The organism is Alteromonas sp. ABV2_168 (assembly GCF_056161165.1).
On sequence record NZ_JBSWYQ010000017.1, the window covers coordinates 54,796 to 75,505 of the forward strand.

A 20,710-nucleotide genomic window follows, 5' to 3' on the forward strand; every position below is an offset into this window, starting at 1 on the left:
ATTATACCTCTTTATAACCCGCCTATGCCCAAATGGCTGGCATGAAATTGCAGGTGTTCTTCGATAAAAGACGCGATGAAGAAATAGCTGTGGTCATAGCCTTCATGCATATTCAGCGTCAGTTGCGTATCACTCTTCTGAGCTGCATTAATCAAAGCCTGAGGCTTTAATTGTTCTTCAAGAAACTGATCGGCACGTCCCTGCTCCACCAGTAACGGAATGTAGTGTTGCTTCTCAGCAAGCAGAATGGCTGCATCATAAGCTTGCCATGCTGATTTATCGTCACCCAGATAGCCGCCCAGCGCCTTTTCGCCCCAGGGGCAATCTGACGGATTCGCAATCGGACTGAACGCTGACACAGACACATACTGCTGCGGATTACGCAAGCCGATAACCAGTGCGCCATGTCCGCCCATGGAATGCCCGCTGATGGCCTTCTCACGTGTCACCGGCAGGTTTGCTTCAATCAGAGCGGGTAACTCCTGCGTGACATAGTCATACATCTGATAATGTTCATTCCAGGGTGCCTGTGTTGCATTAACATAAAAGCCGGCCCCTTTACCCATGTCATAGGCTTTGTCTGCATCGTCAGGCACATCATCTCCTCTGGGGCTGGTGTCCGGTGCCACAATCGCCATACCCAGCTCAGCAGCCATCTTCATTGCGCCAGCTTTCTGCATGAAGTTTTCATCAGTACAGGTTAATCCTGACAGCCAGTATAAAACCGGAACGGGATTTTCTGCGCTGGCAAAAGGCGGCAGATAAACCGCAAAGGTCATTTCACAATTTGTTGTTTTTGCAGCATGGCGGTAGCGGCAATGACGTCCACCAAATGCACGATTTTCACTGATTAATTCCATATTTTTCTCTATTGTGCTGCCAAATTACGTGTAAATCCTTATTTCCCGGTATAGGGTGTATCGGATTTTAGATCAACATCGTTTACACTAAGCACCAAAATTCAGAGGTGAATGACGATGCTTAAAGCTGTTGGCTATCATTTGCGTGGCACTGTGTCAGTGCTGGGCTATTTTTTCAATACGGTTTTCTGGTTTATCCCTATTTTTATACTATCCCTGTTAAAACTGCCACCGGTGCAGTGGTGGCGGCGAATTGTGTCTTATCCTCTGGATGCCTGTGCGACAGCATGGATAACCGTTAACAATCTCAACCAGCGTCTGCTCAGCCGCACCCGCTGGTCTGTTAACGGGATCAACAGCCTGGCCCCTGACGACTGGTATCTGGTGATCGCCAATCATCAGTCCTGGGTCGACATTCTGGTATTACAGCGTATTTTTAACCGTAAAATACCGTTTCTCAAATTCTTTCTGAAACAGGAACTTATCTGGGTTCCGGTACTGGGTCTGGCCTGGTGGGCGCTGGATTTTCCGTTTATGCGCCGCTACAGCAAATCGTTTCTGGCGAAAAACCCGCACCTTAAAGGCAAAGATATGGAAACCACCCGTAAAGCCTGCGAGAAGTTTAAGTCGAAGCCGGTAAGCATCATGAATTTTGTAGAAGGCACCCGTTTTACAAAAAGTAAGCATGACAGACAAGCCTCGCCTTTTACCCACCTGCTCAAGCCGAAAGCCGGTGGTGTTGCCTTCGTACTCAGCGCCATGGGCGAACAACTGCACAAGCTGATCGATGTCACTATCGACTACCCTGCAGGCGTACCAAGTTACTGGGATTTCGTGTGCGGTAAAGTAAAAGAAATTCGCGTAAATGTGTCGGTAATGCCTATCAAAGATATTGTGCAGGGCGGATTTTTCAACGACACCTACTTCACTGATCCCGCGCAAAAAGCCCGTTTTCAGCAATGGCTGAATGAACGCTGGCAACAGAAAGACCAGCACCTGGCTTCATTAAACTCAACACAGGCTCCGCTATGAGAAAGTTACTGGCGCCCCTGATATTTGTTATTCACACGCCGTTGCAAATTATCAATCTGGGGTTCTGGGCGTCGATTATTATCAGTTGCGGACTGCTTAAGCTGGTGCTTCCGGTACCGGCCATCCGTCATTTGCTGATGGGCTTTATGCATTTTGCTATGCAGTGTTTTGGTTGCATCAGTGTATTAATGATCAAATTGTTTAATCCGGTAAAAGTGATTTATCGCATCGACGGCTCATTATCGGTGGAGAACTGGTATCTGCTGATTGCTAATCACTTAAGTTACCTCGATATCATTCTGCTTATCGACTTTTCCCGTAAACGTATTCCGCCGCCCAAGTTCTTTCTTAAACAGGAACTGATTTGGCTTCCTTTCGTCGGTCTGGGCGCATGGGCGCTGGATATGCCGTTTATGAAACGGTATTCGCGGTCTTATCTGGAGAAATATCCTCACAAAAAAGGGCAGGATATTGAAACCACCCGCCGCTCCTGTGAGAAGTATAAAACCTCGCCCACAACGGTCATCAATTTCGTCGAGGGCACACGCTTCACCCGCGCGAAACACCAGCTCAGAAAAAGCCAGTTTGCCCATTTGCTGCCACCAAAAGCCGGGGGAATTGCCTTTACACTTGCTACCATGGGCGATCTTTTTACCAATCTGCTGGATATATCGTTATTGTACCCTGATAACGAAGCCCATCCGATGATGTCCATGCTGAGCGGCCAGATGACCCGCATCATTATAGACGTCAACGTACTGACTGTACCGGTGGAAGCGCAGGGAGATTACTTTGCCGACGATTCATTCCGGATCCGGTTTCAGCACTGGCTGAATGAGTTGTGGACAAATAAAGACAGCAGGATTAATCAGTTACTGGAGCCCTGAACGTGCAGATTGCATCTTCAATCAGAGATACCTTTGTACACACTGTAAAAGACATATTTCCGGACCTCACCACAGATACCCTTTTATACAACACCCTTGCGATCTCCGGCATTCTGCTGGTCGCAGCGGTGTTTTATATTGTCAGTCGTATACTGCTGAAAGTGCAGATCGCCATGCTGGTGAAACGCAGTAAAAACAGCTGGGACGACGCATTACTGAATCACGGTTTCTTCCGGCGGTTAACGCACCTTGTTCCGGCCATTGTGATTTTTCTGCTGACGCCGGTACTTATCAATGAAGAAAACCTGTTACACGGGTTCATGATAAAAACCTCCATGCTGTACATGATGATTACAGCGCTTATCGGCTTATTTGCCCTGCTGAACACGGTTCAGGATGTGTATAACGCATCTTATCTGGCCAAACGGGCATCAATAACCGGCTTCATTCAGGTCGCCAAACTATTCTTCTCAGTCATCGTATTGTTGCTGTGTGTTTCACTGATTGTCGACAAGAACCCGCTGCTGATCATGTCAGGCCTGACTGCACTGGCCGCGGTACTGTTACTCATTTTCCGTGACACCATTTTAGGCTTTGTGGCAGGTATTCAGATTGCAGCGAACCGGATGTTTAACACCGGAGACTGGATCCAAATCACCAAATTTGAGGTGGACGGAGAAATACTGGAAATCGGTCTGACAAATGTGAAAGTGCAGAACTGGGACAAGACCATTTCTACGCTGCCCAGCTATTCACTGACAACAGAAGCGGTCAAGAACTGGCGGGGTATGCAGGAATCGGGAGGACGCAGGATCAAGCGCTCGGTTTACATCGATATTCATTCCATTAAACTTTGCGACAGCAAGATGATGGCCCGCTTCAGTAAGATCCGCTACATCTCAGAGTATATCGATAAGAAAGTAAAAGAACTGCAGGCGTACCACAAAGACTATTCCATTGATGAGTCGGACCTGCTGAACAGCCGCCGTCTCACCAATATCGGTACCTTCCGAGCATATCTGGAAGCCTATTTACAGAAACACCCCAATATTAATCAGTCACTGACTCTGATGGTAAGACAAATGCCCCCTAACGAGCTGGGGTTACCACTGGAAGTTTACTGCTTCAGTGCGAAGAAAGAGTGGGTTGCCTATGAGAAAGTACAGGCAGATATCTTCGATCATATTATGGCAATGCTGCCCATGTTCGATTTACGGGCTTACCAGCGGGACAGCCATTTAATGCTGGCCAGTCACTATGACGATGCCCCGGAAGCCGTGTATGAAGGCAAAAGGGAATCAAAGGTTAACGCGGACGGAGAAGAAAGTTCAGCGGGAGACCGTCCGCAATAGCAGAGACAGTTAAGGCTTGCCGTCACCGGCAAGCCTTAATCAATGGGAATATCTGAAAGGATTTTCCGGCGCAGAGTAAATCTGCCGGAAACATCAGGAAAGGGCGTATGCCATCAGTACGCAAACTACCAGGCCTGACACGCCGAAGAAACCATATTCAATTTTCTCCTGCATACCTTCCGCCCCGGCTTTAGCACTCATGAATCCCATGATAATACTGGACATACCCAGTACAAAAGCAATCAGGCCGGCGCCAAAACCAACAGCACTTATCCACTCACTCATCACATTACCCTTCACTATTCTTTTCATTTTTAAACCTGCCTGTCATACAGAGGACAAAGATCAGGTTTTCAGTCTGCTTGTATTATGCAACAAAATCCTGAAAATGCGTAATTAATCATCACTCTGTGCAAGGTCTGTTTGATCCTGGTCAATTGCGCCACTTTATCGGAATTTACACTAATCCACAGAGTAAAAATGCGATATCACTATATTTAAAACACGAGCAAACCATTGATAAATAATAATTTTTAAAGTTGGCCTCAGGGTTGCTATATCAGCACAAACGTTACTGAATCATTCAGGCTGTTTACCGGAACATCACCCGCCGGACAAGCTGCCGCAACCGACAGATTTTAAAAAGGAAGAGACATGAAAACTTTTGCTGCCCTGACAATGACCGCTGCCCTCTGTGCTTCACCCGCCTTCGCAGGCATGGACTCTGAGCACTGCGATATGAACCTGCAGGGCGATGTTAACTGGCAAAAAGGCGTACTGACGCTCTTTACGGCCAACGACGAGCATGTGGTGATTAATGGTTCAGGCCAGATGACTGTAAACAACCGCTCAGTGTCACTGACCAGCGAGCAGCAACAATGGGTGAATGACTATTACCACAACATTGAAACGGCAATTCCAATGACACTGGAAATTACCTACGACGCACTGGAACTTGCCGGCAACTCCATCAATGAAGCCTTCGGTGAACTGCTGGGAGAGGACAACGGCATCGTGACGGATTTAAATGAAATGTTTGCCGGTATGCGTACTGAAATGGACAGCCATTTTTATGATGTTGACGGTGAAGTGCGTATGAACAGTGAGGATTTCGAAGAAGATGGCTGGATTTCAGAACGCTGGGAAAACAAATTTGAAGACCAGGTAGAAAACATCATTGCCAATTCCACCGGTCGCCTGCTGATTGCTATCGGCAAGGCCATGCTAAGCGGTGACGAAGACTTTGATAACTTTGAACAACACATGGAAAACTGGGAAGAAGATTTCGAACAGCGTGTTGAGGCAAAATCTGCGGCTATCGAAAAACGCGCTGACGCCCTGTGTGAAGTGCTGAAAAAAGCCGATTACGCCGAGCTTAAAATGCAAAAACACATTCCGGGCCTCGAAAACCTGAATGTGCTGACCATCAACAGTGACTCTGATTTAAAGATGTAAAAATACGTATCGTGCTACACTGCCGGAAACTTGTTTTCCGGCTTTTTTATGTCTGATATATCTGCAAACTCAATTCACTCCCTTAACCTCACACTGTGTGGCTGTGGGTGGCTGGGTCAGTTCCTGGTTGATGCATTGCCTGAAGCAACCATTACCGGTACAACCCGTTCACAGGAAAAGGCAGACGCGCTGCGCGAAAAAGGCGTGACCCCGGTGTTGTTCGCGCTGGGTGATGATGCCACATCACTGATAAAACAGAGTGCAGACAACGCAGTAATACTGAATATTCCGCCGGGACGAAAAAAAGCGGTGGGTGATGACTTTACCCGCGCAATGACGGCTCTGGCGACTGACTTCCTGAACGCAGGGGCAAAGAAGCTTATTTTCATCAGCACCACTTCTGTGTTCGGGAATGCTGAAGGAGAGCTGACAGTCAACGCCCCTGTAGCGCCGGCTACAGATTCAGGTAAAGTGCATTGCGACATCGAAAGGTTCTTACTGGCCGGGCAGGATCCCCGCGTTCATGTGGTTCGTCTGGCCGGACTGGTGGGAGGTTCCCGTCATCCGGCAAAATTCCTGGCCGGTAAAACGCTGGATAAAGGCGAGCAGGCGGTAAACCTGGTGCATGTGTCCGATGTGGTCAAAGCCCTGATTTGTATTCTGAAGGAAGTTGACGGTACTTCAGCGTTTCCCCCATTGATGCAACTCTGCAGTCTGGAGCATCCCCGCAGGGATGACTACTACCGTTGGGCAGCAGAGGCTCTGACGTTACCTGCACCGCAATTCAGTGCTGAACATAATAATGCTGCTGACGGGAAGAAAATCCTCAGCAAAGACTGCTGGGAAGCACTGGGACTGACGCCGGAATACGCCAGCCCCTTTGATATGCTTTGAATCATTAGCCGAACAGGCTGTGACCGAAATACTTTACAGCCACGGTATTGATAAATACCAGCAACAGGATGACCGGAATGAAAGTGCCCACTGACACATCAACATACTTCTCGAAGAAGCTGCCTTTGTAGTTCTCTGCACCTTCATCCAGCGCCTTGTTGAAGTTATGTTTCTTCCAGCGATAGATAACGAAGATACAAATTAAGAAGCCGTTCAGCGGCAGAATGGTGTCGTAAAACACGTCATACACCACATCAAAGAACGATTTCTTCGCACCGGCATAGCTGACGAACTCAGTCAGAAACGCGTTGTAACCGAACGACAGTGCACACAGCACCGCAAGCACAACCATCAAAACACCCAGTACAAACAGTGCAGGCTTCCGCCCCATGTCTTTCTCGTCCATCAGCGCTGCCACAGGTACTTCGAAAATCGAAACCAGTGAGGTGATAGCCGCAAAAAACACCTGCAGGAAGAAAATCGCTGCCACAATGCTAGCGCCGGTATAGCCAATGGAGTCCTGCAAAGCGAGGAATATCTTAGGCAAAAACGTGAAAATCATACCGATTGAGGACTCACTGAGTTCGTCCGGATTGGTATTCGGGTCGAATGAGAAGATCGCCGGCAAAATCATCAGGCCCGCCGTAAACGCCACAGCCGTATCAGTCAGAGCCACCAGCTTGGCAGACCCGGGCACATCAGCACGCTTATCGATATAGCTGCCGTAGGTGATCATGATCCCCATACCCAGTGACAGGGAGAAGAATGCCTGAGACAGCGCCCCGTTAATGACCGATGCATTGATTTTAGAAAAATCTGGCACCAGGTAGAACTCTACGCCTTTCATGGCGTTGTCCTGCATAAGTACGAAGCCCACCAGCAACAGCAGCATGATAAACAATGTTGGCATCAGCAGCTTGGCCGCTTTCTCGATACCTTCTTTGACACCACCCTGCAAGATCAGATAGACCACAGCCACAACACCGGCCATGTAAACAAAGATTTTTTCACTGTTGATAAAGGTGCCGAAGGTATCCGGGTTAGCCAGAATATCTAAATCACCGGTGATGATTTCGTACAGATAGCCGAATATCCACACCGTGATCACCAGATAAAACACGGCAATCATAAACGGCGTAATAATCGATAACCAGCCGGCCAGCTTCCAGTGCGTGGCGTTATTACTCAAATCCCGGTATGCGCCTAAGGGATCTTTTCTGGCATGACGGCCCACTGACATTTCTGCCAGCATTACCGGCAAACAGATAGCCACAACGAAAATGGCGTACATCAGCAAGAAAGCGCCACCGCCATTTTTTGCAGCGCCCACCGGAAACCCGACCAGGTTACCGATACCTACCGCAGACCCGGCTGCGGCTAGAATGAATCCGATGCGCGATCCGAACTGTTCTCTCGCCCCGCTCATATCATCTTTCCTCTTCACTTATTGTTATAATCGGGTGGTGATGATTTTATATTCTTCCAATGAAGATTATTGTCGTTCACACGTGCGACAACCGGATTACCCTAAGTCATTCCGGCTGTCACCTTCCCCACACTACCTGCACTTTTAGCTGTGCCTGGGCAGTTATATCGTTGTCATTTTCACGCGGATATAAGGGCGAATAGTATCAGCGTCCCTGCCGAATGTCCCGTATTTGAGCGCTGGAATGGCCTGTTCCGGCCCGGCTCAGTGTAGTGATCTCTTACCAGGGAACAGGTTTATGCGCCCAGTCGATGAAATGCGGATTATTTTCCGGCGTCGCTTTGTCAATGAAATCAAGTAACTGTGAAGCAGTAAAGGCAGGCGTAAAGAGTTTTCCCTCAGATACGTTGCCCTGAAATGGTTCCGACAACGCACTGTCCACTGTGCCCGGATGGTAGCTGATAAGCACCGTATTTTTACTCCGGCGGGAAAATTCTGCAGCCGCGGTTTTCAGCATCATATTCAGTGCCGCCTTTGAGGCCCGGTAGCCATACCAGCCGCCCAGCCTGTTATCACTGATACTGCCCACACGGGCACTTAAGCATGCAATGGTACTTCTCTCTTTATCCAGCACATTCACAAGTGCTTTCAGCCAGATCGCCGGTACCACAGTATTCACCGAAAAGTATGCCAGCAGTTTATCCGCACTGATGTCTTCGATTTTCTTTTCAGGCCTCACCTCCGTGCCGCCTGCGTCGCCATGCAGGACCCCGGCGGTACAAATGACTGTCGAAAATACGATGCCACGTGCTTTCTGTTCAGCCGTCCATTGGTTTACTGCTTCTTCATTTGCAGATTCCAGCGTGATTGCTGTCACGTTGCCGGCTTCAAAACTCTGCTGGTGTTGCCTTGCGACGGCAAAGACACGGCTTTGAGGCTCTCTGGCGGCCAGTGCTTCTGTCACTGCCCGCCCGATAGCACCGCCGGCGCCAATAATGAGGTGAGTATGCGCCATATTATTTGTCCGTCCTGTAACCGCACTGGCCATCATCACAGGTCCGGCGGCGGCCGGTGAGCAAATAGGAAATGGTATAACGGTTTCTGGCGAAAAGGTTGTAGGCAATGTCGGCAACAATGCGGATCACCGGCCAGCGAAGAGGCGCGTAAAGCCAGCCCCGCCCTACAGCCTGCCAGGCTGCGTGGGTAGCGTCCAGTCCGGTAACCATTTCACCGTTATCCAGCTCTACGTGAATTCTGGCATCCAGTTGTGCTCTGTCCAGCCCGGGATAATGCTCACTGAAGGCAGGATCCTGAATATCTACCAGTTGGATCCTGCCATGCTGATCACGCTTTTTGATATGAGACATTTCAGCACAACATAAGGGGCAGTAACTGTCATAGAAGATTTTCATGATTTCTCCGTTTACCGGGGCCTGAATCACCGCCGGCCCGATGTACCACTTTACCTGTATAATAGTACGCGGTTGCACATCATTCAGAGATTAAAAAAGCGTAACTTGAGGTTGAAGTCAGCGACTAACGTAACCACATTACAGGAAATCTGATAACAGGAGCTTTAATAATGGCAACGACAGAAACTGCGACACTCGGCGGAGGATGCTTCTGGTGTATTGAATCGGCATTCAACAGTGTGGAAGGCGTAATAAGCGCTATTTCCGGATATGCCGGCGGACACGTTGAAAATCCTTCCTATGAGGCCGTCTGTAAAAAAGATACCGGGCATGCTGAAGTCGTGCGGGTTGAATTTGATCCGGCCAGCATTTCTTACCGTGAAATCCTCGAAATTTTCTTTGCTTTGCATAATCCCACGCAGGTTGACCGCCAGGGGAACGACACTGGCCCGCAGTATCGCAGCGCAATCTTTTATCATTCCGAAAGCCAGCGGGATGAGGCACAGAAAATTATTCAGGAAATTAATGACGATGAGATTTGGCCTGACCCCGTCGTTACTGAAGTAACAGAAGTTAATAATTACTATCCGGCAGAAGACTACCACCAGAATTACTTCAAAAATAATCCGCAGAATCAATACTGCGCCATGGTAGTGGCACCTAAGCTGGCTAAGTTTAAAAAGACGTTTGCTGCCAGATTGCGTTAAGTCTGCATCCCGGCACATTCATTTATCAGGCAGCCTTCAGGGCTGCTTTTTTTTGCACAATTTACAGATGTCTGCATGTTTTTCTTACCCGCCAGCCATTTTGCCTCTGTCGCAATCCGTTAAAAATCCTCTGCAGCCCGCTTTCTAAAAGGTGAAAAGAGAAAAATGTTACAGCCGGTACGTGGTTTGCAGCTACTAATTCACTAACTTAGAGGCTGCCCGCTCAGAGAGTCTGCAGCCGTAAACGACTAAAGCAGGAGAAATCATGAGTAAGAGTAATGTTGCTGCATTTACTGCACCGGGTATGAAAAAAGACGCTGCTAAAAAAGCTGTTGCTGTGCTTGAACAACGTCTGGTGGCACTGCTGGATTTACAGCTTACGCTGAAGCATATTCACTGGAACGTGGTTGGCCCGAATTTTATCGGTGTACATGAAATGCTGGACCCGCAGGTCGATGCCGTGCGCGATATGACAGATACCATTGCAGAACGAATTGCTACCCTTGGCGGAGTACCTCACGGTACGCCTAAAGCGATTGTTGAAGGTCGTTCATGGGAAGACTACAAGATTGGCAAGGCACTGGTCACTGATCACCTGGTAGCGCTGGATGCCGTGTACAACGGTGTGAATGGCGACCACCGTAACGCTATTGAAGAACTGGAAGAGCTGGACCCTGTATCAGAAGATATGATCACCGGTCAGCTGGCTGATCTGGAACAGTTCCAGTGGTTCGTAAGAGCGCACATCGAATCTGCCAGTGGCGAATTGAAAAACTAAACAGAGATCTGTCTGACTTAAATTTGCGCTCCGTTCAGGAGCGCAATTTTCCGTTAACCCAAATTGTATTTTTTCATACGGTAGGCCAGCTGAGCACGACTGATACCTAATTTTCGGGCCGCAGCGGACAAATTATTATCGTTCAGTAAAACCGCTTCTTTTAGCAAAGTTCGCTCCAGAGAGTCGAGGGAAAAGCCACCGGATTGCAAAGTTTCTACTTTTTCTAAAATGTTTTCTGACGAATAATTTGATTGCTGACCCAACTGCCCCTGTGCATTCACTGAGAGTAAAAATTTTTCAGGTAAAGGCTCTTTGTGAAACATATGATGTATATCGACACTATCGTGGTCTTCCGCCCATATGACACCGCGCTCAACAATGTTTTGCAGCTCTCTGATATTGCCCGGAAAATCATAGTTTAGTAAGGCTTGAGAGGCCCTGAGAGTTATTCCGGATAGTTTTTTTTCATGAAGGATGCAGTATTTTTTGAAAAAATGATTGACCAGCAGTGGGATATCATCGCGCCTCTCCCTGAGAGGAGGTAGAGCAATGGGAAACACATTTAACCGGTAATATAAATCTTCGCGAAATTCTCCCTTTTCAACGGCATCTAACAAATTCAAATTTGTCGCAGCTACAACTCTGACATCGACAGAAACAGGTTTAGTACCGCCCACTCTTTCGATCTCCTTCTCCTGTAAAGCACGGAGTAACTTGCTCTGTCCGGACAGGCTTAATGTGCCCAGCTCATCGAGAAATAAAGTCCCACCTTCAGCCCGTTCAAAGCGGCCTTCACGGCTGTGTGTTGCTCCTGTAAAAGCACCTTTTTCGACACCGAACAATTCAGCTTCGAGAAGATTATCCGGAATAGCTGCACAGTTAAAAGCAACAAACGGGGACCGGTGCCTTTTACTGGAATAATGCAATTGTTGCGCAAAGAGCTCTTTACCCACTCCAGATTCACCAGTTAACAAAACCGTAGCGTTTGTTCGCGCCACTTTGCTAAGCGCATGACTGACTGTCAGAAAGGCAGGGGAAACACCGACCATACTTTCCTGCTCCTCACTCTCATCATGAGCAACTGGAAAACTGTTTTTTTCGGAATATGGTTCACCTTTCTTTTTCTTTCGGTGTTTCACAAGAAAATCTACATCTTGCTGCCCCTCTGGCCATTTATTGGCATTCTTCCCTACTAACTTGCAATGGGTATGCCCCATACCGAGGCATCCGGACTCGCGGAAAATAACCAATGTACCAAGAAGACAACTGACATAGCCGATAGCATAGCCGATTTCCATCCAGCAAACAGGCTGGCTACTAACTCCATAGGAAGTGAGATGCTGCTCTGCCTCAAGGCTGTTGTGCCAAACAAACTCGCCATCATAAAGACCTTCCGATTTGTCAAATTCAAAATGTACTGTCTCCACTTTCACGGCGCCTTCAAGCGAGTGCAAGTTAGTACCTGCGGCAAATATTGAAGCAGGATCGGCTTCAGGCCACTGAGATTTAACCAGTTCACCATCCCTCGCACCTGACAAATACCCTACCCGCATAAACAGCTTCCTTGCTTCATCCAGACCAAGCGTATCAATTATTTGTTGTCTTAAAGCTCCGAAAGACTTTCCGTGGAGCAATATCATGCGCTGGTCATTCATCCAAATTCGCCCGTCTCCGGGTGAAAAAAATAAACATTCGGTCAGCTCATCAATAGTCGGGCTGGTAGATTCATCCAGTTTTGATGATGAACCGTGCAGTGCCCCAGATCCATCCTTCGAAACGAGTCCCGCAAGAGAGACTTTGTTGTGAATTTGTTTTTCGTACCTTTTCATGACCGGAAATTCTTATACAACTGGATAAACTAAGAGTAGCGGGATTAGTGGGGATTTACACTAAAAGCGGACCGCATATCACTTACGGTCCGCTGGATGCTTATTTCAGTAACGGAAACTGAAATTCAAAGACCACATACGCGGCGCGTTGTACACAACTTGCGTAGTGCCCACATCGTTGTTTCTGAAACCTGTGACGATAACGCGATTATCCGTAATATTTTCGCCACGGAGTGACACATCCCAGTTTCCTTCGGCGGAAATATACTTCACAGATGCATTTGCAAGATGATATGCAGGCTGATTCGTCCCCGGCGAGTTCTCAGTGACATTCGCTGTCTCCGTTCTGAATGCCCAGTCCGCCATCCATACCCATTCAGCACCTGATTCAAGCATATAATGGTAGCGAACTCCCAGGCTGCTGGAGAATTCTGGTGTATTCACGAATTTGGCATCTCCGTCTATTACAGCTCCCTCTTCCAATTCGGTGTATTTTGCATCTATATAGCCTAGTGATGCATTCACATACAAATTTTCCGTGACGATAAACTGACCCTCCACTTCAAGACCGCCGATTTCGCCTTTCGCTGCGTTCTCAAAGAAAGGAGATAGTCCGCGATTTACTGTGATTTGAATATTGTCATAATCAGTGTAAAACGCAGCAGCATTGACCTGTGCCGCTCCGTCCCAAAATCGTGACTTGATGCCCAATTCATAGCTGTCGGCTTCTTCAGGTTCAAAGGTAGGTGGCACATTCCCGGGCTCGGGTACTGTTAGTCGTGTTGTCCACCCGCCGGATTTAAAGCCTTGAGAATATGACGCGTAGCTCATTATGTCTTTAGTAATATGATATTCAAAACCGAGATGTATAGAGGTATCATCAAACGACAACGTATTTTTCCCTAATGGATAAACTCTCGTCAGGTCATCTTGATCAGGATAGAGGCTAGACGGAAAACCCACCTTTATGCCAAACTGGTTAAGCTCGAGTTGCTTCCCTTCAAATTCTTTATCTTCACGGGTGTAACGGATCCCGAAGGTCGCTCCCCATCTGTCATTAATTTCATAATTAATGTGCGCAAACCCGGCTACTGCTTCGTTCTGCAAGTCATTCGGTCCGTAAACCTGAACCAAACCAGCAGCAAATACAGGCGTGTCAACGAGTGTGCCTTCTTCTGTAAAATAATATAGACCTGTCACCCATTTCATTTTGTCGTTAAATGCGGTACCGGTCAGTTGCAGTTCTTCGGAAAACTGGCTCTGCTCCATGTAAAATGATGTGTCGACCATCGTGAACGGCCCACCTGAATTGTCAACGCCGAAGCTGGACGCCAATGAACGGTACGCAGTAATCGATTTCAATCCCAGATCACCGTTGAGATCCCATTCTGCGGTAAGAGCAGTTCCCCAAGCTTCAAGCTCTGAGAAATTACTGCCCGCGGCATAGGTAATATCCGGATCACCCGTGATATATCGATCATCGATGGGCAGACGATTATTTGACGGGTCGTCATCTGCATTTGCTCCTGCCAGTGCCGTTCCGATAGTTGCCCGTGTTCCACATACCGCGCCTAAGCCAATACCATCAAGTGTAGCTGTATCCAGACTTATACATGTATTATATAATGAAGCAAGGCTGGCTGTATTGTCGACTGAAATCAGTGTCGAAGGGGCAGCGCTTTCATCGGTATCGGTATAATCAGCTGATAATGTTAAAGTCAGATCGTCTGATACAATGTATTCCGCTTTTATACGACCATTAACTGCATTTTCAGCTCCCGCCGCATCTCCGTACGTCAACTGATTTTTAGTAGTGTTGAAATGCCCGATGTCGTTTACAAATGCTTCACTGCCCGGAAATCTCAATCGCTTTTGGTAACCGTCCCTTCGTTTTGATGAAAACGAGACCTGAGTCAGTAAATCATCAGAAAGCGGAATATCGGCAGCCACACGTAGATCTTGCCGGTTAAAACTGCCTACCGTCACTTCCGATTTAAATGCAAATTCGTCTGATGGACGACTTGATATTATGTTAAGCGCACCACCAATAGTGTTCCTGCCAAATAAAGTCCCCTGAGGGCCTTTCAATACTTCAATTCGCTCAAGATTCAAAGTATCAACTACGGCACCAAGAGTACGGGCGTAGTACACACCATCAACATAGAGACCCACTCCCGGTTCGAGATTAAAGGCAAAATCGTTTTGTCCGATCCCGCGAATAAAAGCACTCAGAACAGACGACGAACCAGCAAAAGGCGAAGTCGCGTCCATCTCTACGTTGGGGATAAAAGCAGACACTTCAGTTACATTACCAATATCATTATCGCGGATACCATTTGCAGAAATAGCACTAATTGCTATAGGAACTTCTTGTGCATTTTCTACCCTTTTCTGGGCTGTGACACTGATGACTTCCAAAGTGCCTTTATTATCCTCCTGTGCACTCGCTTGATTAGTCACTGCAATACACAAAGTAGATGCGAGCGCAGTTAATCTTAACGGCACGAGCGGGGTGGTTTTTAATTTCATTTTATTTTCCTCAGGGTCTTCATTTAATTTACATTTAGCACTCAAAAAACTAACAAAGCAAAAACAAAGCCAACCAAGAAAGATAAAAACATATCATTGATATTTAATGCTATTTTAAAAGAAAAAGATAATTAAGTATGATTTTATCATCATCAAAAATGAGTACCTCATCGAACTTAAATGTTAAAAAAAATAGTACTTTTCTACACTATCACCTTACATTCAGCTCAGGTATCGTGGGCATGAGTCGTCCTGATTGATCAAATGAGCAATCACTTAGGACAAAATTGATCATTAGAGCACTTATCAGATAGTAACCGTCATATATTCGTGTCTTCCAGCCGACCAGACTATCCACCGAGCCCTTACCATCACCGCCAACGTAAATAAAATGTTATCCACATGTGTATTTTGGCACATGACTTGAAATACCCATGGCGATATTTATGAAAATTGAGGAAGAAACCGTGGTCAATCAATGGCTAAAAGAACAACCCTGGAAAAGCTGTATATATACTGGCAAATGGACAAAAAATGGACGAGAAACTATCGCTGTCGATGAACCGGCCAAACAGATGTGGCTAACAGAAGTCGGTAACGCCGGCGAAGAGGATATCCGTAGAGCAGCAAAAGACGCATCCCGCGCAGGCATGGCGTGGGCAATGATAGCTGCCAGAGAAAAAGCAGATGTTTTTTTGAAAGCCGCAAATTTTCTGCAAACACATTTCACATCATTTAGCGAGATTGTGGCCAGAGAAACAGGTGGTGCCAGATTCAAAGGCGAACACGAGGTAAAGGAGTGCATCACACTTTTAAAACTTGCTGCAGGAATGGCTCTACAACCTCACGGGATCACCTTGCCTGACGATGAAGGAAAGCTGTCTTTCGCAAAGAGGAAACCAATTGGCGTTGTAGGGGTAATATCACCATTTAATTTCCCGATGGTACTTAGTACAAGAAGTGTGGCTCCCGCTTTAGCCACCGGAAACGCCGTAATATCGAAACCAGATCCCCGCACGCCGCTCTCAGGTGGTTTTTTACTTGCATTGGCACTTGAGCACGCTGGATTACCAGCCGGAACATATCAAGTATTGCCAGGTTACGGAGACGCTGGAAATGCACTTTGTACATCAGATGAAGTAGGTATGATCGCCTTTACCGGATCAACGCATGCCGGCAGGTTAGTAGGAGAAACTTGTGGAAGACACCTGAAAAAAGTGTCATTGGAATTAGGTGGAAAAAGCGCGCTTATTATTTTAGATGACGCAGATATTGATATTGCTGCCAGTAACATCGCATGGGGGGCATTTTTACATCAGGGTCAAATTTGTATGGCCTCAGGACGAATATTAGTTCACCGTTCAATTGCTAAAAAAGTCATCGCTAAGATTGTAGGACGGGCGAAAACACTGTCTTACGGCGACCTGGACAGCCAATGCCCCATCGGCTCTCTGATTAGCGCGCAACAATTAGAGAAAGTCAGCAAAATTGTCGAAGATTCTGTCGAAGCCGGCGCGATTGTGCAATGCGGGGGGTATCACGAAGGTCTATTCTACGCCCCGACAGTTCTCACTGATGTCTCGCCCGGTATGCGCTGCTTTGAGGAAGAAATCTTCGGGCCGGTTGTAAATATCGTCACATACGATACTGACGAGGAAGCTATTGAACTGGCTAACAGTGGTGACTACGGACTTGCAGGCGCCGTTATCTCCAACGACCTCACAAGAGCTATGCAAATCGGCGCTCAACTCGAAGTAGGACTGCTCCATATCAATGATCAAACTGTAAACGACAATTGTTGCAACCCGTTTGGCGGATTCAAATCATCAGGAAACGGTTCTGCAGTTTGTGGCCCGGCCGACTGGGATTTATATACTCACTGGCAGTGGCAGACCATCTCTCCCAAAGCTCAATTAAAACCTTTCTAAGTAAAGTGAGATTCAAATAATGAAAATAACCGCAGCCGTAGCCAGAGAACATAATAAGCCTCTGACGCTTGAAACCTTAACGTTATCCCAGCCTGCCGCAGACGAGGTAATGGTCGACTTAGTAGCAACCGGAATATGCCATACAGATCTGGTAGTACGTGCAGGAATGCTCCCTACCCCCCTTCCAGTTGTCTTAGGCCACGAAGGGGCTGGAATTGTCAGGCAGGTGGGGGAAAAAGTAACGAAAGTAAAAGTAGGTGATCACGTGGTAATGACGTTTGATCACTGCGAAACATGTCCCAGTTGCAAGGAACAGATGCCAAGTTACTGTCATGAATTTTTTCCGAAAAATTTCTTTGCTACACGGAAAGACGGCACCACCGCTCTTAAAGACGCAAACGGCCCTGTGCACAGTCATTTCTTTGGTCAGTCTTCGTTTGCCTCCACTGCCATTTGCAGGCAAACCAACGTAGTGAAAGTCAGTAAAACTGCGGATCTGAAAATGCTGGGCCCGCTGGCTTGCGGACTTCAGACAGGTGCCGGTGCCGTTATAAATGCGTTGAAGGTAGCTCAAGGTAAATCCTTTATAGTCTTTGGCACCGGCTCAGTAGGCCTTGCCGCAATAATGGCGGCAAAGATACAAGGCGCTTATCCAATTATTGCGGTCGATAAAAACCCGTCCAGGCTCGCCATAGCAAAAGAGTTAGGGGCTACACACACATTATTGTCTGAAGGCGACACCGTTAACTCGTTGATAGCGATAACCGGGCACGGTGCCGATTTTTCGCTGGATACAACTGGAATACCCGCTGTTATCCGAACCGCCGTAGAATGTTTGGCCCCTCGTGGCACCTGCGGCATATTGGGGGCATCCGGTCCGGATGCTGAAATTGTGTTGAACGAAACCCACTTTATGAGTGGTGGCCGTCATCTGATTGGCATCGTGGAAGGGGAATCACAGCCTGAAACATTCATACCAGCTCTAATCGAACTCTACGAAAACGGCACGTTTCCCTTTGACAAACTCATTACCTTTTACTCCTACACAAACATTAATAAGGCCATTGCAGATATAGAGAACGGCGCTGCTATTAAGCCTGTCATATTATGGAACGGGGCCGGTAAATGACACTGACAGAATTTAATTTCTCTGCACCAGAGCACTCAATCCGGCTTGATCAATACGTCATCCGATACTGGGACACACAAACTCAAAACAAACCTCTGCTCCTGCTCTGTGGTGGTGTAGGAAGTAGCGTTGAGATTTGGGCTAACCAATTCTGTAGTCTCTCGCAAGACTACAGAATTATAGCCTGGGACTATCCTGGACACGGCCTTTCTTCTCCAGTCAATGGTCACGAAGACTTAAACGTATTGGCTATACTCGGCTGCCAGCTACTGAAACAAATTGCTGATGGGCCAGTGCACTTAGCGGGTAACTCTCTGGGTGCGGCTGTCGCTACAAGGATATACGAAATGATGCCGGAAAAAGTGCTTTCACTGGGCTTACTGAATAGTGCGACACTAGGACATGCGACACCATTTCCTTTTCGCCTGATGGGATTGCCGGGAATCGGCGCACTATTATCGCAACCCGGCAGAGTCGCTTTTACAAATCAGTGCAAAGCTATTTTCTATCAAGCGGAAAAGGTTGACAAGCTGATACTCGAAGCTGTTCGGCGAAACAGCTACCACAAACCAGCCCAGCAAGGCTTGCGTCACTTCGTATCTGTCATAAACTCGGTGTTTGGTCAACGCAATCATCTGATCCGCACCACGCAATCGATTTTAAACAGTCCACCGCCTGTTACCTGGTTTGTACATGGCAGGGAAGACATGGTGATACCCGAATTGCACAGCAGGCTTCAATCGTCAAATACACCTTCAGCAACCCTTCATGTCTTTTCAGCTTGTGGCCACACACCGCAAGCTGAAAAACCGGGCGCAATCAATCAACTTATTAGAACCATGCTGGATCGAGGGGAACAGAAAAAAGTAGCGGAGCCATAGCTTGATAGGCTACCGAATTTGAATCACAAATTATATTTTTCAAATAGTTTTCCTTCCAGGGATCGTTTACCAGATAAAGTGTGTTTCCCAGAACCGTTAAACCTTCTATGGATGCATTATCCATCCGCTCTTCCGTACTGCAGTTATCACCTGATGCCGGAGCGGTGAAATGTAACGGGATGCGTTTCGTTTCTTTTTCAGGATCAGTACTGATCACCCACAATTCATTATCATTACGCGCAGAAGCCAGCAAGTAACCCTGTTCGCCTTCCCCGTCATACCATGCCAGACCATTCAGAGGATGATTTCCGCTGTCAAAAACAGGCACAGCAAGTCCGGGATCCTCAACCGGAACAAAATCCGTGGTATCCCAGAAGTCGTCATCCAGGGTTAATGAAAAGATACGGGGCTGTCCCGCTGCGTCTTTTTCCAGTCCGAGATACAGGGTGTTATCTGCGCTTATTGCCAGTCCCTCAATGCCGTCGTTGGGGTAGTCCCCCACTTTCAGAGACAGCGGGAATTGCAGCGGCCTGACACCTGTCATTGTGGTGCCGAACTCATGGCGCTCAAGCCGCACCAGCAATGACGGATAATCTGTCGACCCGGTATTCTGATAACGCTGCTGGCATCTTACCGACAATGCGCCGGTGCGGGTGGCATCTTCGGTTACGGTATAGAAAACGCCGGGCTTAGCGGGATCAGCGACCAGCGCCTCAAGATCAGGCGCATCTGCCAGATAACCTGAAAAACAACTGCGTCTGACAGTGGTGCCAATACGCATTTTTTCTTCATCACTGGTTACCGTTGCAGTTTGAGGGTCAATAAAATGCAACCGGCGCTGCATGTCCGCGCCGGCACTGGCATCAGACAAGGACACCAGTTTCCCTTCCCACACGGTAAGGGCAGATGTTTGCGGATCGGCCATTACATTCCCGCTTTCATCTTTTATCCACGTGCCCTTAGCCTCCAGCGACGTGACTTTGGAAGCCGTGGCTACTTCAACTTGCTCCGGCGCTTCGCTGCATGCACCCAGTGCAAATACCGCCACACCGGCCAGGCCAATAATTTGTTTCATTCTTTTCCTTTAACCCGTTGAAGAATTGCGAAATAATTTAAAACGTTTAAGAGTATATCACTGTAAGAAACTCACCTGCGAATCTCATCAAAACACAGGAGCTTTACATCGTCATGTCATCTTTACCACTGGTAGTGGCGGGGCCGGTTCTCAGGCACACCCACTCACAGGGCTTCACACTTTGGCTTGTTACCAGTGAACGGGTTGATGCACAACTGATATGTAATCAGCAGCAGACAGAATGCGCTCAGCATACCGTACAGGCCGGTGAACGGGCCTTCGTTACTTTGCTGGAAGCCCACCTGGCTTCACCACTCACCGCCGGCAGATTAAACGAATACGAACTGCGTTTTGCGTCTCAGTGTCAGCAAAGTCAGTGGGATAATGAAAAGCAGACCGTGTTGTTTGAAGGGCAATCAGCCCTTTCTTTTTACTGGCAACCGGCACTGACAAACGTGTTACACGGCTCCTGCCGGAAACCTCATCATGATGAAAAAGATGCGCTTACCCGTGTTCACGGATTAATTGAAGAGGAA

18 protein-coding genes and 1 pseudogene are annotated in these 20,710 nt (G+C 47.6%); 11 read left to right on the forward strand and 8 right to left on the reverse strand.

Annotated features, from left to right (window positions below; all coding sequences use genetic code 11):
• Positions 1 to 11: 11 nt before the first annotated feature.
• Complete coding sequence (fghA, locus tag ACXAH4_RS19805; RefSeq protein ID WP_474846075.1) at positions 12 to 860, reverse strand: S-formylglutathione hydrolase; 849 nt, start codon at positions 858 to 860, stop codon at positions 12 to 14.
• A gap of 117 nt (positions 861 to 977) precedes the next feature.
• Between fghA and ACXAH4_RS19810 the strand changes: the two genes are divergently transcribed.
• The 3 genes from ACXAH4_RS19810 to ACXAH4_RS19820 are packed head-to-tail and all read left to right on the forward strand — an operon-like array spanning position 978 to position 4,131.
• Complete coding sequence (locus tag ACXAH4_RS19810; RefSeq protein WP_474883140.1) at positions 978 to 1,892, forward strand: acyltransferase; 915 nt, start codon at positions 978 to 980, stop codon at positions 1,890 to 1,892.
• Positions 1,889 to 2,779 carry an acyltransferase gene (locus ACXAH4_RS19815; RefSeq protein ID WP_474883142.1) on the forward strand — a complete coding sequence of 297 codons (891 nt, stop codon included), beginning with the start codon at positions 1,889 to 1,891 and terminating at the stop codon, positions 2,777 to 2,779. Before ACXAH4_RS19810 ends, ACXAH4_RS19815 begins: the two co-directional genes overlap by 4 nt.
• 2 nt (positions 2,780 to 2,781) lie before the next feature.
• Positions 2,782 to 4,131 carry a mechanosensitive ion channel family protein gene (locus ACXAH4_RS19820; protein ID WP_474883144.1) on the forward strand — a complete coding sequence of 450 codons (1,350 nt, stop codon included), beginning with the start codon at positions 2,782 to 2,784 and terminating at the stop codon, positions 4,129 to 4,131.
• Between the two features lie 93 nt (positions 4,132 to 4,224).
• Here ACXAH4_RS19820 and ACXAH4_RS19825 read toward each other — a convergent pair whose 3' ends face one another.
• Positions 4,225 to 4,416 (reverse strand): hypothetical protein, encoded by a 192-nt coding sequence (locus tag ACXAH4_RS19825; protein ID WP_119503482.1) that lies wholly within the window; start codon positions 4,414 to 4,416, stop codon positions 4,225 to 4,227.
• Positions 4,417 to 4,785: 369 nt separating this feature from the next.
• Between ACXAH4_RS19825 and ACXAH4_RS19830 the strand changes: the two genes are divergently transcribed.
• Both ACXAH4_RS19830 and ACXAH4_RS19835 read left to right on the forward strand, forming a co-directional pair.
• A complete protein-coding gene (locus ACXAH4_RS19830) occupies positions 4,786 to 5,586 on the forward strand; it encodes a DUF2884 family protein (RefSeq protein ID WP_474883146.1) in 801 nt (266 codons plus the stop codon).
• A gap of 48 nt (positions 5,587 to 5,634) precedes the next feature.
• Positions 5,635 to 6,480, forward strand: a complete 846-nt coding sequence (locus ACXAH4_RS19835; protein ID WP_474883148.1) for an NAD-dependent epimerase/dehydratase family protein — start codon at positions 5,635 to 5,637, stop codon at positions 6,478 to 6,480.
• A gap of 4 nt (positions 6,481 to 6,484) precedes the next feature.
• On the opposite strand, the gene ACXAH4_RS19840 is transcribed toward ACXAH4_RS19835, so the two are convergent.
• The 3 genes from ACXAH4_RS19840 to ACXAH4_RS19850 form a co-directional block, all read right to left on the reverse strand.
• Entirely contained in the window at positions 6,485 to 7,906 is a 1,422-nt protein-coding gene (locus ACXAH4_RS19840) for a sodium-dependent transporter (protein WP_303574870.1), read from the reverse strand.
• A 280-nt stretch (positions 7,907 to 8,186) separates the two neighbouring features.
• Positions 8,187 to 8,921 carry an SDR family NAD(P)-dependent oxidoreductase gene (locus ACXAH4_RS19845; protein ID WP_474883150.1) on the reverse strand — a complete coding sequence of 245 codons (735 nt, stop codon included), beginning with the start codon at positions 8,919 to 8,921 and terminating at the stop codon, positions 8,187 to 8,189.
• A 1-nt stretch (position 8,922) separates the two neighbouring features.
• Entirely contained in the window at positions 8,923 to 9,318 is a 396-nt protein-coding gene (locus ACXAH4_RS19850) for a thiol-disulfide oxidoreductase DCC family protein (RefSeq protein WP_474852589.1), read from the reverse strand.
• A 170-nt stretch (positions 9,319 to 9,488) separates the two neighbouring features.
• Between ACXAH4_RS19850 and msrA the strand changes: the two genes are divergently transcribed.
• Together msrA and dps are read left to right on the forward strand one after the other, a co-directional pair.
• Positions 9,489 to 10,025 carry a peptide-methionine (S)-S-oxide reductase MsrA gene (msrA, locus tag ACXAH4_RS19855; RefSeq protein ID WP_474846092.1) on the forward strand — a complete coding sequence of 179 codons (537 nt, stop codon included), beginning with the start codon at positions 9,489 to 9,491 and terminating at the stop codon, positions 10,023 to 10,025.
• 265 nt (positions 10,026 to 10,290) lie between these two features.
• Positions 10,291 to 10,803, forward strand: a complete 513-nt coding sequence (gene dps / locus ACXAH4_RS19860) for a DNA starvation/stationary phase protection protein Dps (RefSeq protein WP_474846094.1) — start codon at positions 10,291 to 10,293, stop codon at positions 10,801 to 10,803.
• 53 nt (positions 10,804 to 10,856) lie between these two features.
• Here the strand turns inward: dps and ACXAH4_RS19865 are convergent, their stop codons facing one another.
• Both ACXAH4_RS19865 and ACXAH4_RS19870 read right to left on the reverse strand, forming a co-directional pair.
• On the reverse strand, positions 10,857 to 12,632 hold the full coding sequence (locus ACXAH4_RS19865; RefSeq protein WP_474846096.1) for a sigma 54-interacting transcriptional regulator: 1,776 nt from the start codon (positions 12,630 to 12,632) through the stop codon (positions 10,857 to 10,859).
• A gap of 105 nt (positions 12,633 to 12,737) precedes the next feature.
• Positions 12,738 to 15,161, reverse strand: coding sequence for a TonB-dependent receptor (locus ACXAH4_RS19870; RefSeq protein WP_474883152.1), 2,424 nt, complete (start codon positions 15,159 to 15,161; stop codon positions 12,738 to 12,740).
• A 446-nt stretch (positions 15,162 to 15,607) separates the two neighbouring features.
• Here ACXAH4_RS19870 and ACXAH4_RS19875 point away from each other — a divergent pair, with 446 nt between their 5' ends.
• Genes ACXAH4_RS19875 through ACXAH4_RS19885 form a run of 3 tightly spaced genes read left to right on the forward strand, consistent with a single transcriptional unit; the run spans position 15,608 to position 19,099 of the window.
• Positions 15,608 to 17,089, forward strand: a complete 1,482-nt coding sequence (locus tag ACXAH4_RS19875) for a benzaldehyde dehydrogenase (RefSeq protein ID WP_474883154.1) — start codon at positions 15,608 to 15,610, stop codon at positions 17,087 to 17,089.
• A gap of 19 nt (positions 17,090 to 17,108) precedes the next feature.
• Complete coding sequence (locus ACXAH4_RS19880; RefSeq protein WP_474846102.1) at positions 17,109 to 18,218, forward strand: NAD(P)-dependent alcohol dehydrogenase; 1,110 nt, start codon at positions 17,109 to 17,111, stop codon at positions 18,216 to 18,218.
• The gene (locus tag ACXAH4_RS19885) at positions 18,215 to 19,099 is read left to right on the forward strand and encodes an alpha/beta fold hydrolase (protein ID WP_474846104.1); all 885 of its coding nucleotides are present in this window, start codon (positions 18,215 to 18,217) and stop codon (positions 19,097 to 19,099) included. Before ACXAH4_RS19880 ends, ACXAH4_RS19885 begins: the two co-directional genes overlap by 4 nt.
• Here ACXAH4_RS19885 and ACXAH4_RS19890 read toward each other — a convergent pair.
• Positions 19,050 to 20,174, reverse strand: a complete 1,125-nt coding sequence (locus ACXAH4_RS19890; RefSeq protein WP_474883155.1) for a hypothetical protein — start codon at positions 20,172 to 20,174, stop codon at positions 19,050 to 19,052. The genes ACXAH4_RS19885 and ACXAH4_RS19890 overlap by 50 nt on opposite strands.
• Before the next feature lie 113 nt (positions 20,175 to 20,287).
• Between ACXAH4_RS19890 and ACXAH4_RS19895 the strand changes: the two are divergent.
• Positions 20,288 to 20,710 (forward strand): annotated as a pseudogene (locus ACXAH4_RS19895) (alkaline phosphatase family protein); the annotation flags it as partial.

Coding starts and splice junctions, on each gene's coding strand:
- ACXAH4_RS19875 (WP_474883154.1), top strand. CDS start 15,608: ATGAAAATTGAGGAAGAAACCGTGGTCAATCAATGGCTAAAAGAACAA.
- ACXAH4_RS19810 (WP_474883140.1), top strand. CDS start 978: ATGCTTAAAGCTGTTGGCTATCATTTGCGTGGCACTGTGTCAGTGCTG.
- ACXAH4_RS19880 (WP_474846102.1), top strand. CDS start 17,109: ATGAAAATAACCGCAGCCGTAGCCAGAGAACATAATAAGCCTCTGACG.
- ACXAH4_RS19825 (WP_119503482.1), bottom strand. CDS start 4,416: ATGAGTGAGTGGATAAGTGCTGTTGGTTTTGGCGCCGGCCTGATTGCT.
- ACXAH4_RS19885 (WP_474846104.1), top strand. CDS start 18,215: ATGACACTGACAGAATTTAATTTCTCTGCACCAGAGCACTCAATCCGG.
- msrA (WP_474846092.1), top strand. CDS start 9,489: ATGGCAACGACAGAAACTGCGACACTCGGCGGAGGATGCTTCTGGTGT.
- ACXAH4_RS19890 (WP_474883155.1), bottom strand. CDS start 20,174: ATGAAACAAATTATTGGCCTGGCCGGTGTGGCGGTATTTGCACTGGGT.
- ACXAH4_RS19835 (WP_474883148.1), top strand. CDS start 5,635: ATGTCTGATATATCTGCAAACTCAATTCACTCCCTTAACCTCACACTG.
- fghA (WP_474846075.1), bottom strand. CDS start 860: ATGGAATTAATCAGTGAAAATCGTGCATTTGGTGGACGTCATTGCCGC.
- ACXAH4_RS19865 (WP_474846096.1), bottom strand. CDS start 12,632: ATGAAAAGGTACGAAAAACAAATTCACAACAAAGTCTCTCTTGCGGGA.
- ACXAH4_RS19840 (WP_303574870.1), bottom strand. CDS start 7,906: ATGAGCGGGGCGAGAGAACAGTTCGGATCGCGCATCGGATTCATTCTA.
- ACXAH4_RS19815 (WP_474883142.1), top strand. CDS start 1,889: ATGAGAAAGTTACTGGCGCCCCTGATATTTGTTATTCACACGCCGTTG.
- ACXAH4_RS19845 (WP_474883150.1), bottom strand. CDS start 8,921: ATGGCGCATACTCACCTCATTATTGGCGCCGGCGGTGCTATCGGGCGG.
- ACXAH4_RS19830 (WP_474883146.1), top strand. CDS start 4,786: ATGAAAACTTTTGCTGCCCTGACAATGACCGCTGCCCTCTGTGCTTCA.
- ACXAH4_RS19870 (WP_474883152.1), bottom strand. CDS start 15,161: ATGAAATTAAAAACCACCCCGCTCGTGCCGTTAAGATTAACTGCGCTC.
- ACXAH4_RS19850 (WP_474852589.1), bottom strand. CDS start 9,318: ATGAAAATCTTCTATGACAGTTACTGCCCCTTATGTTGTGCTGAAATG.
- dps (WP_474846094.1), top strand. CDS start 10,291: ATGAGTAAGAGTAATGTTGCTGCATTTACTGCACCGGGTATGAAAAAA.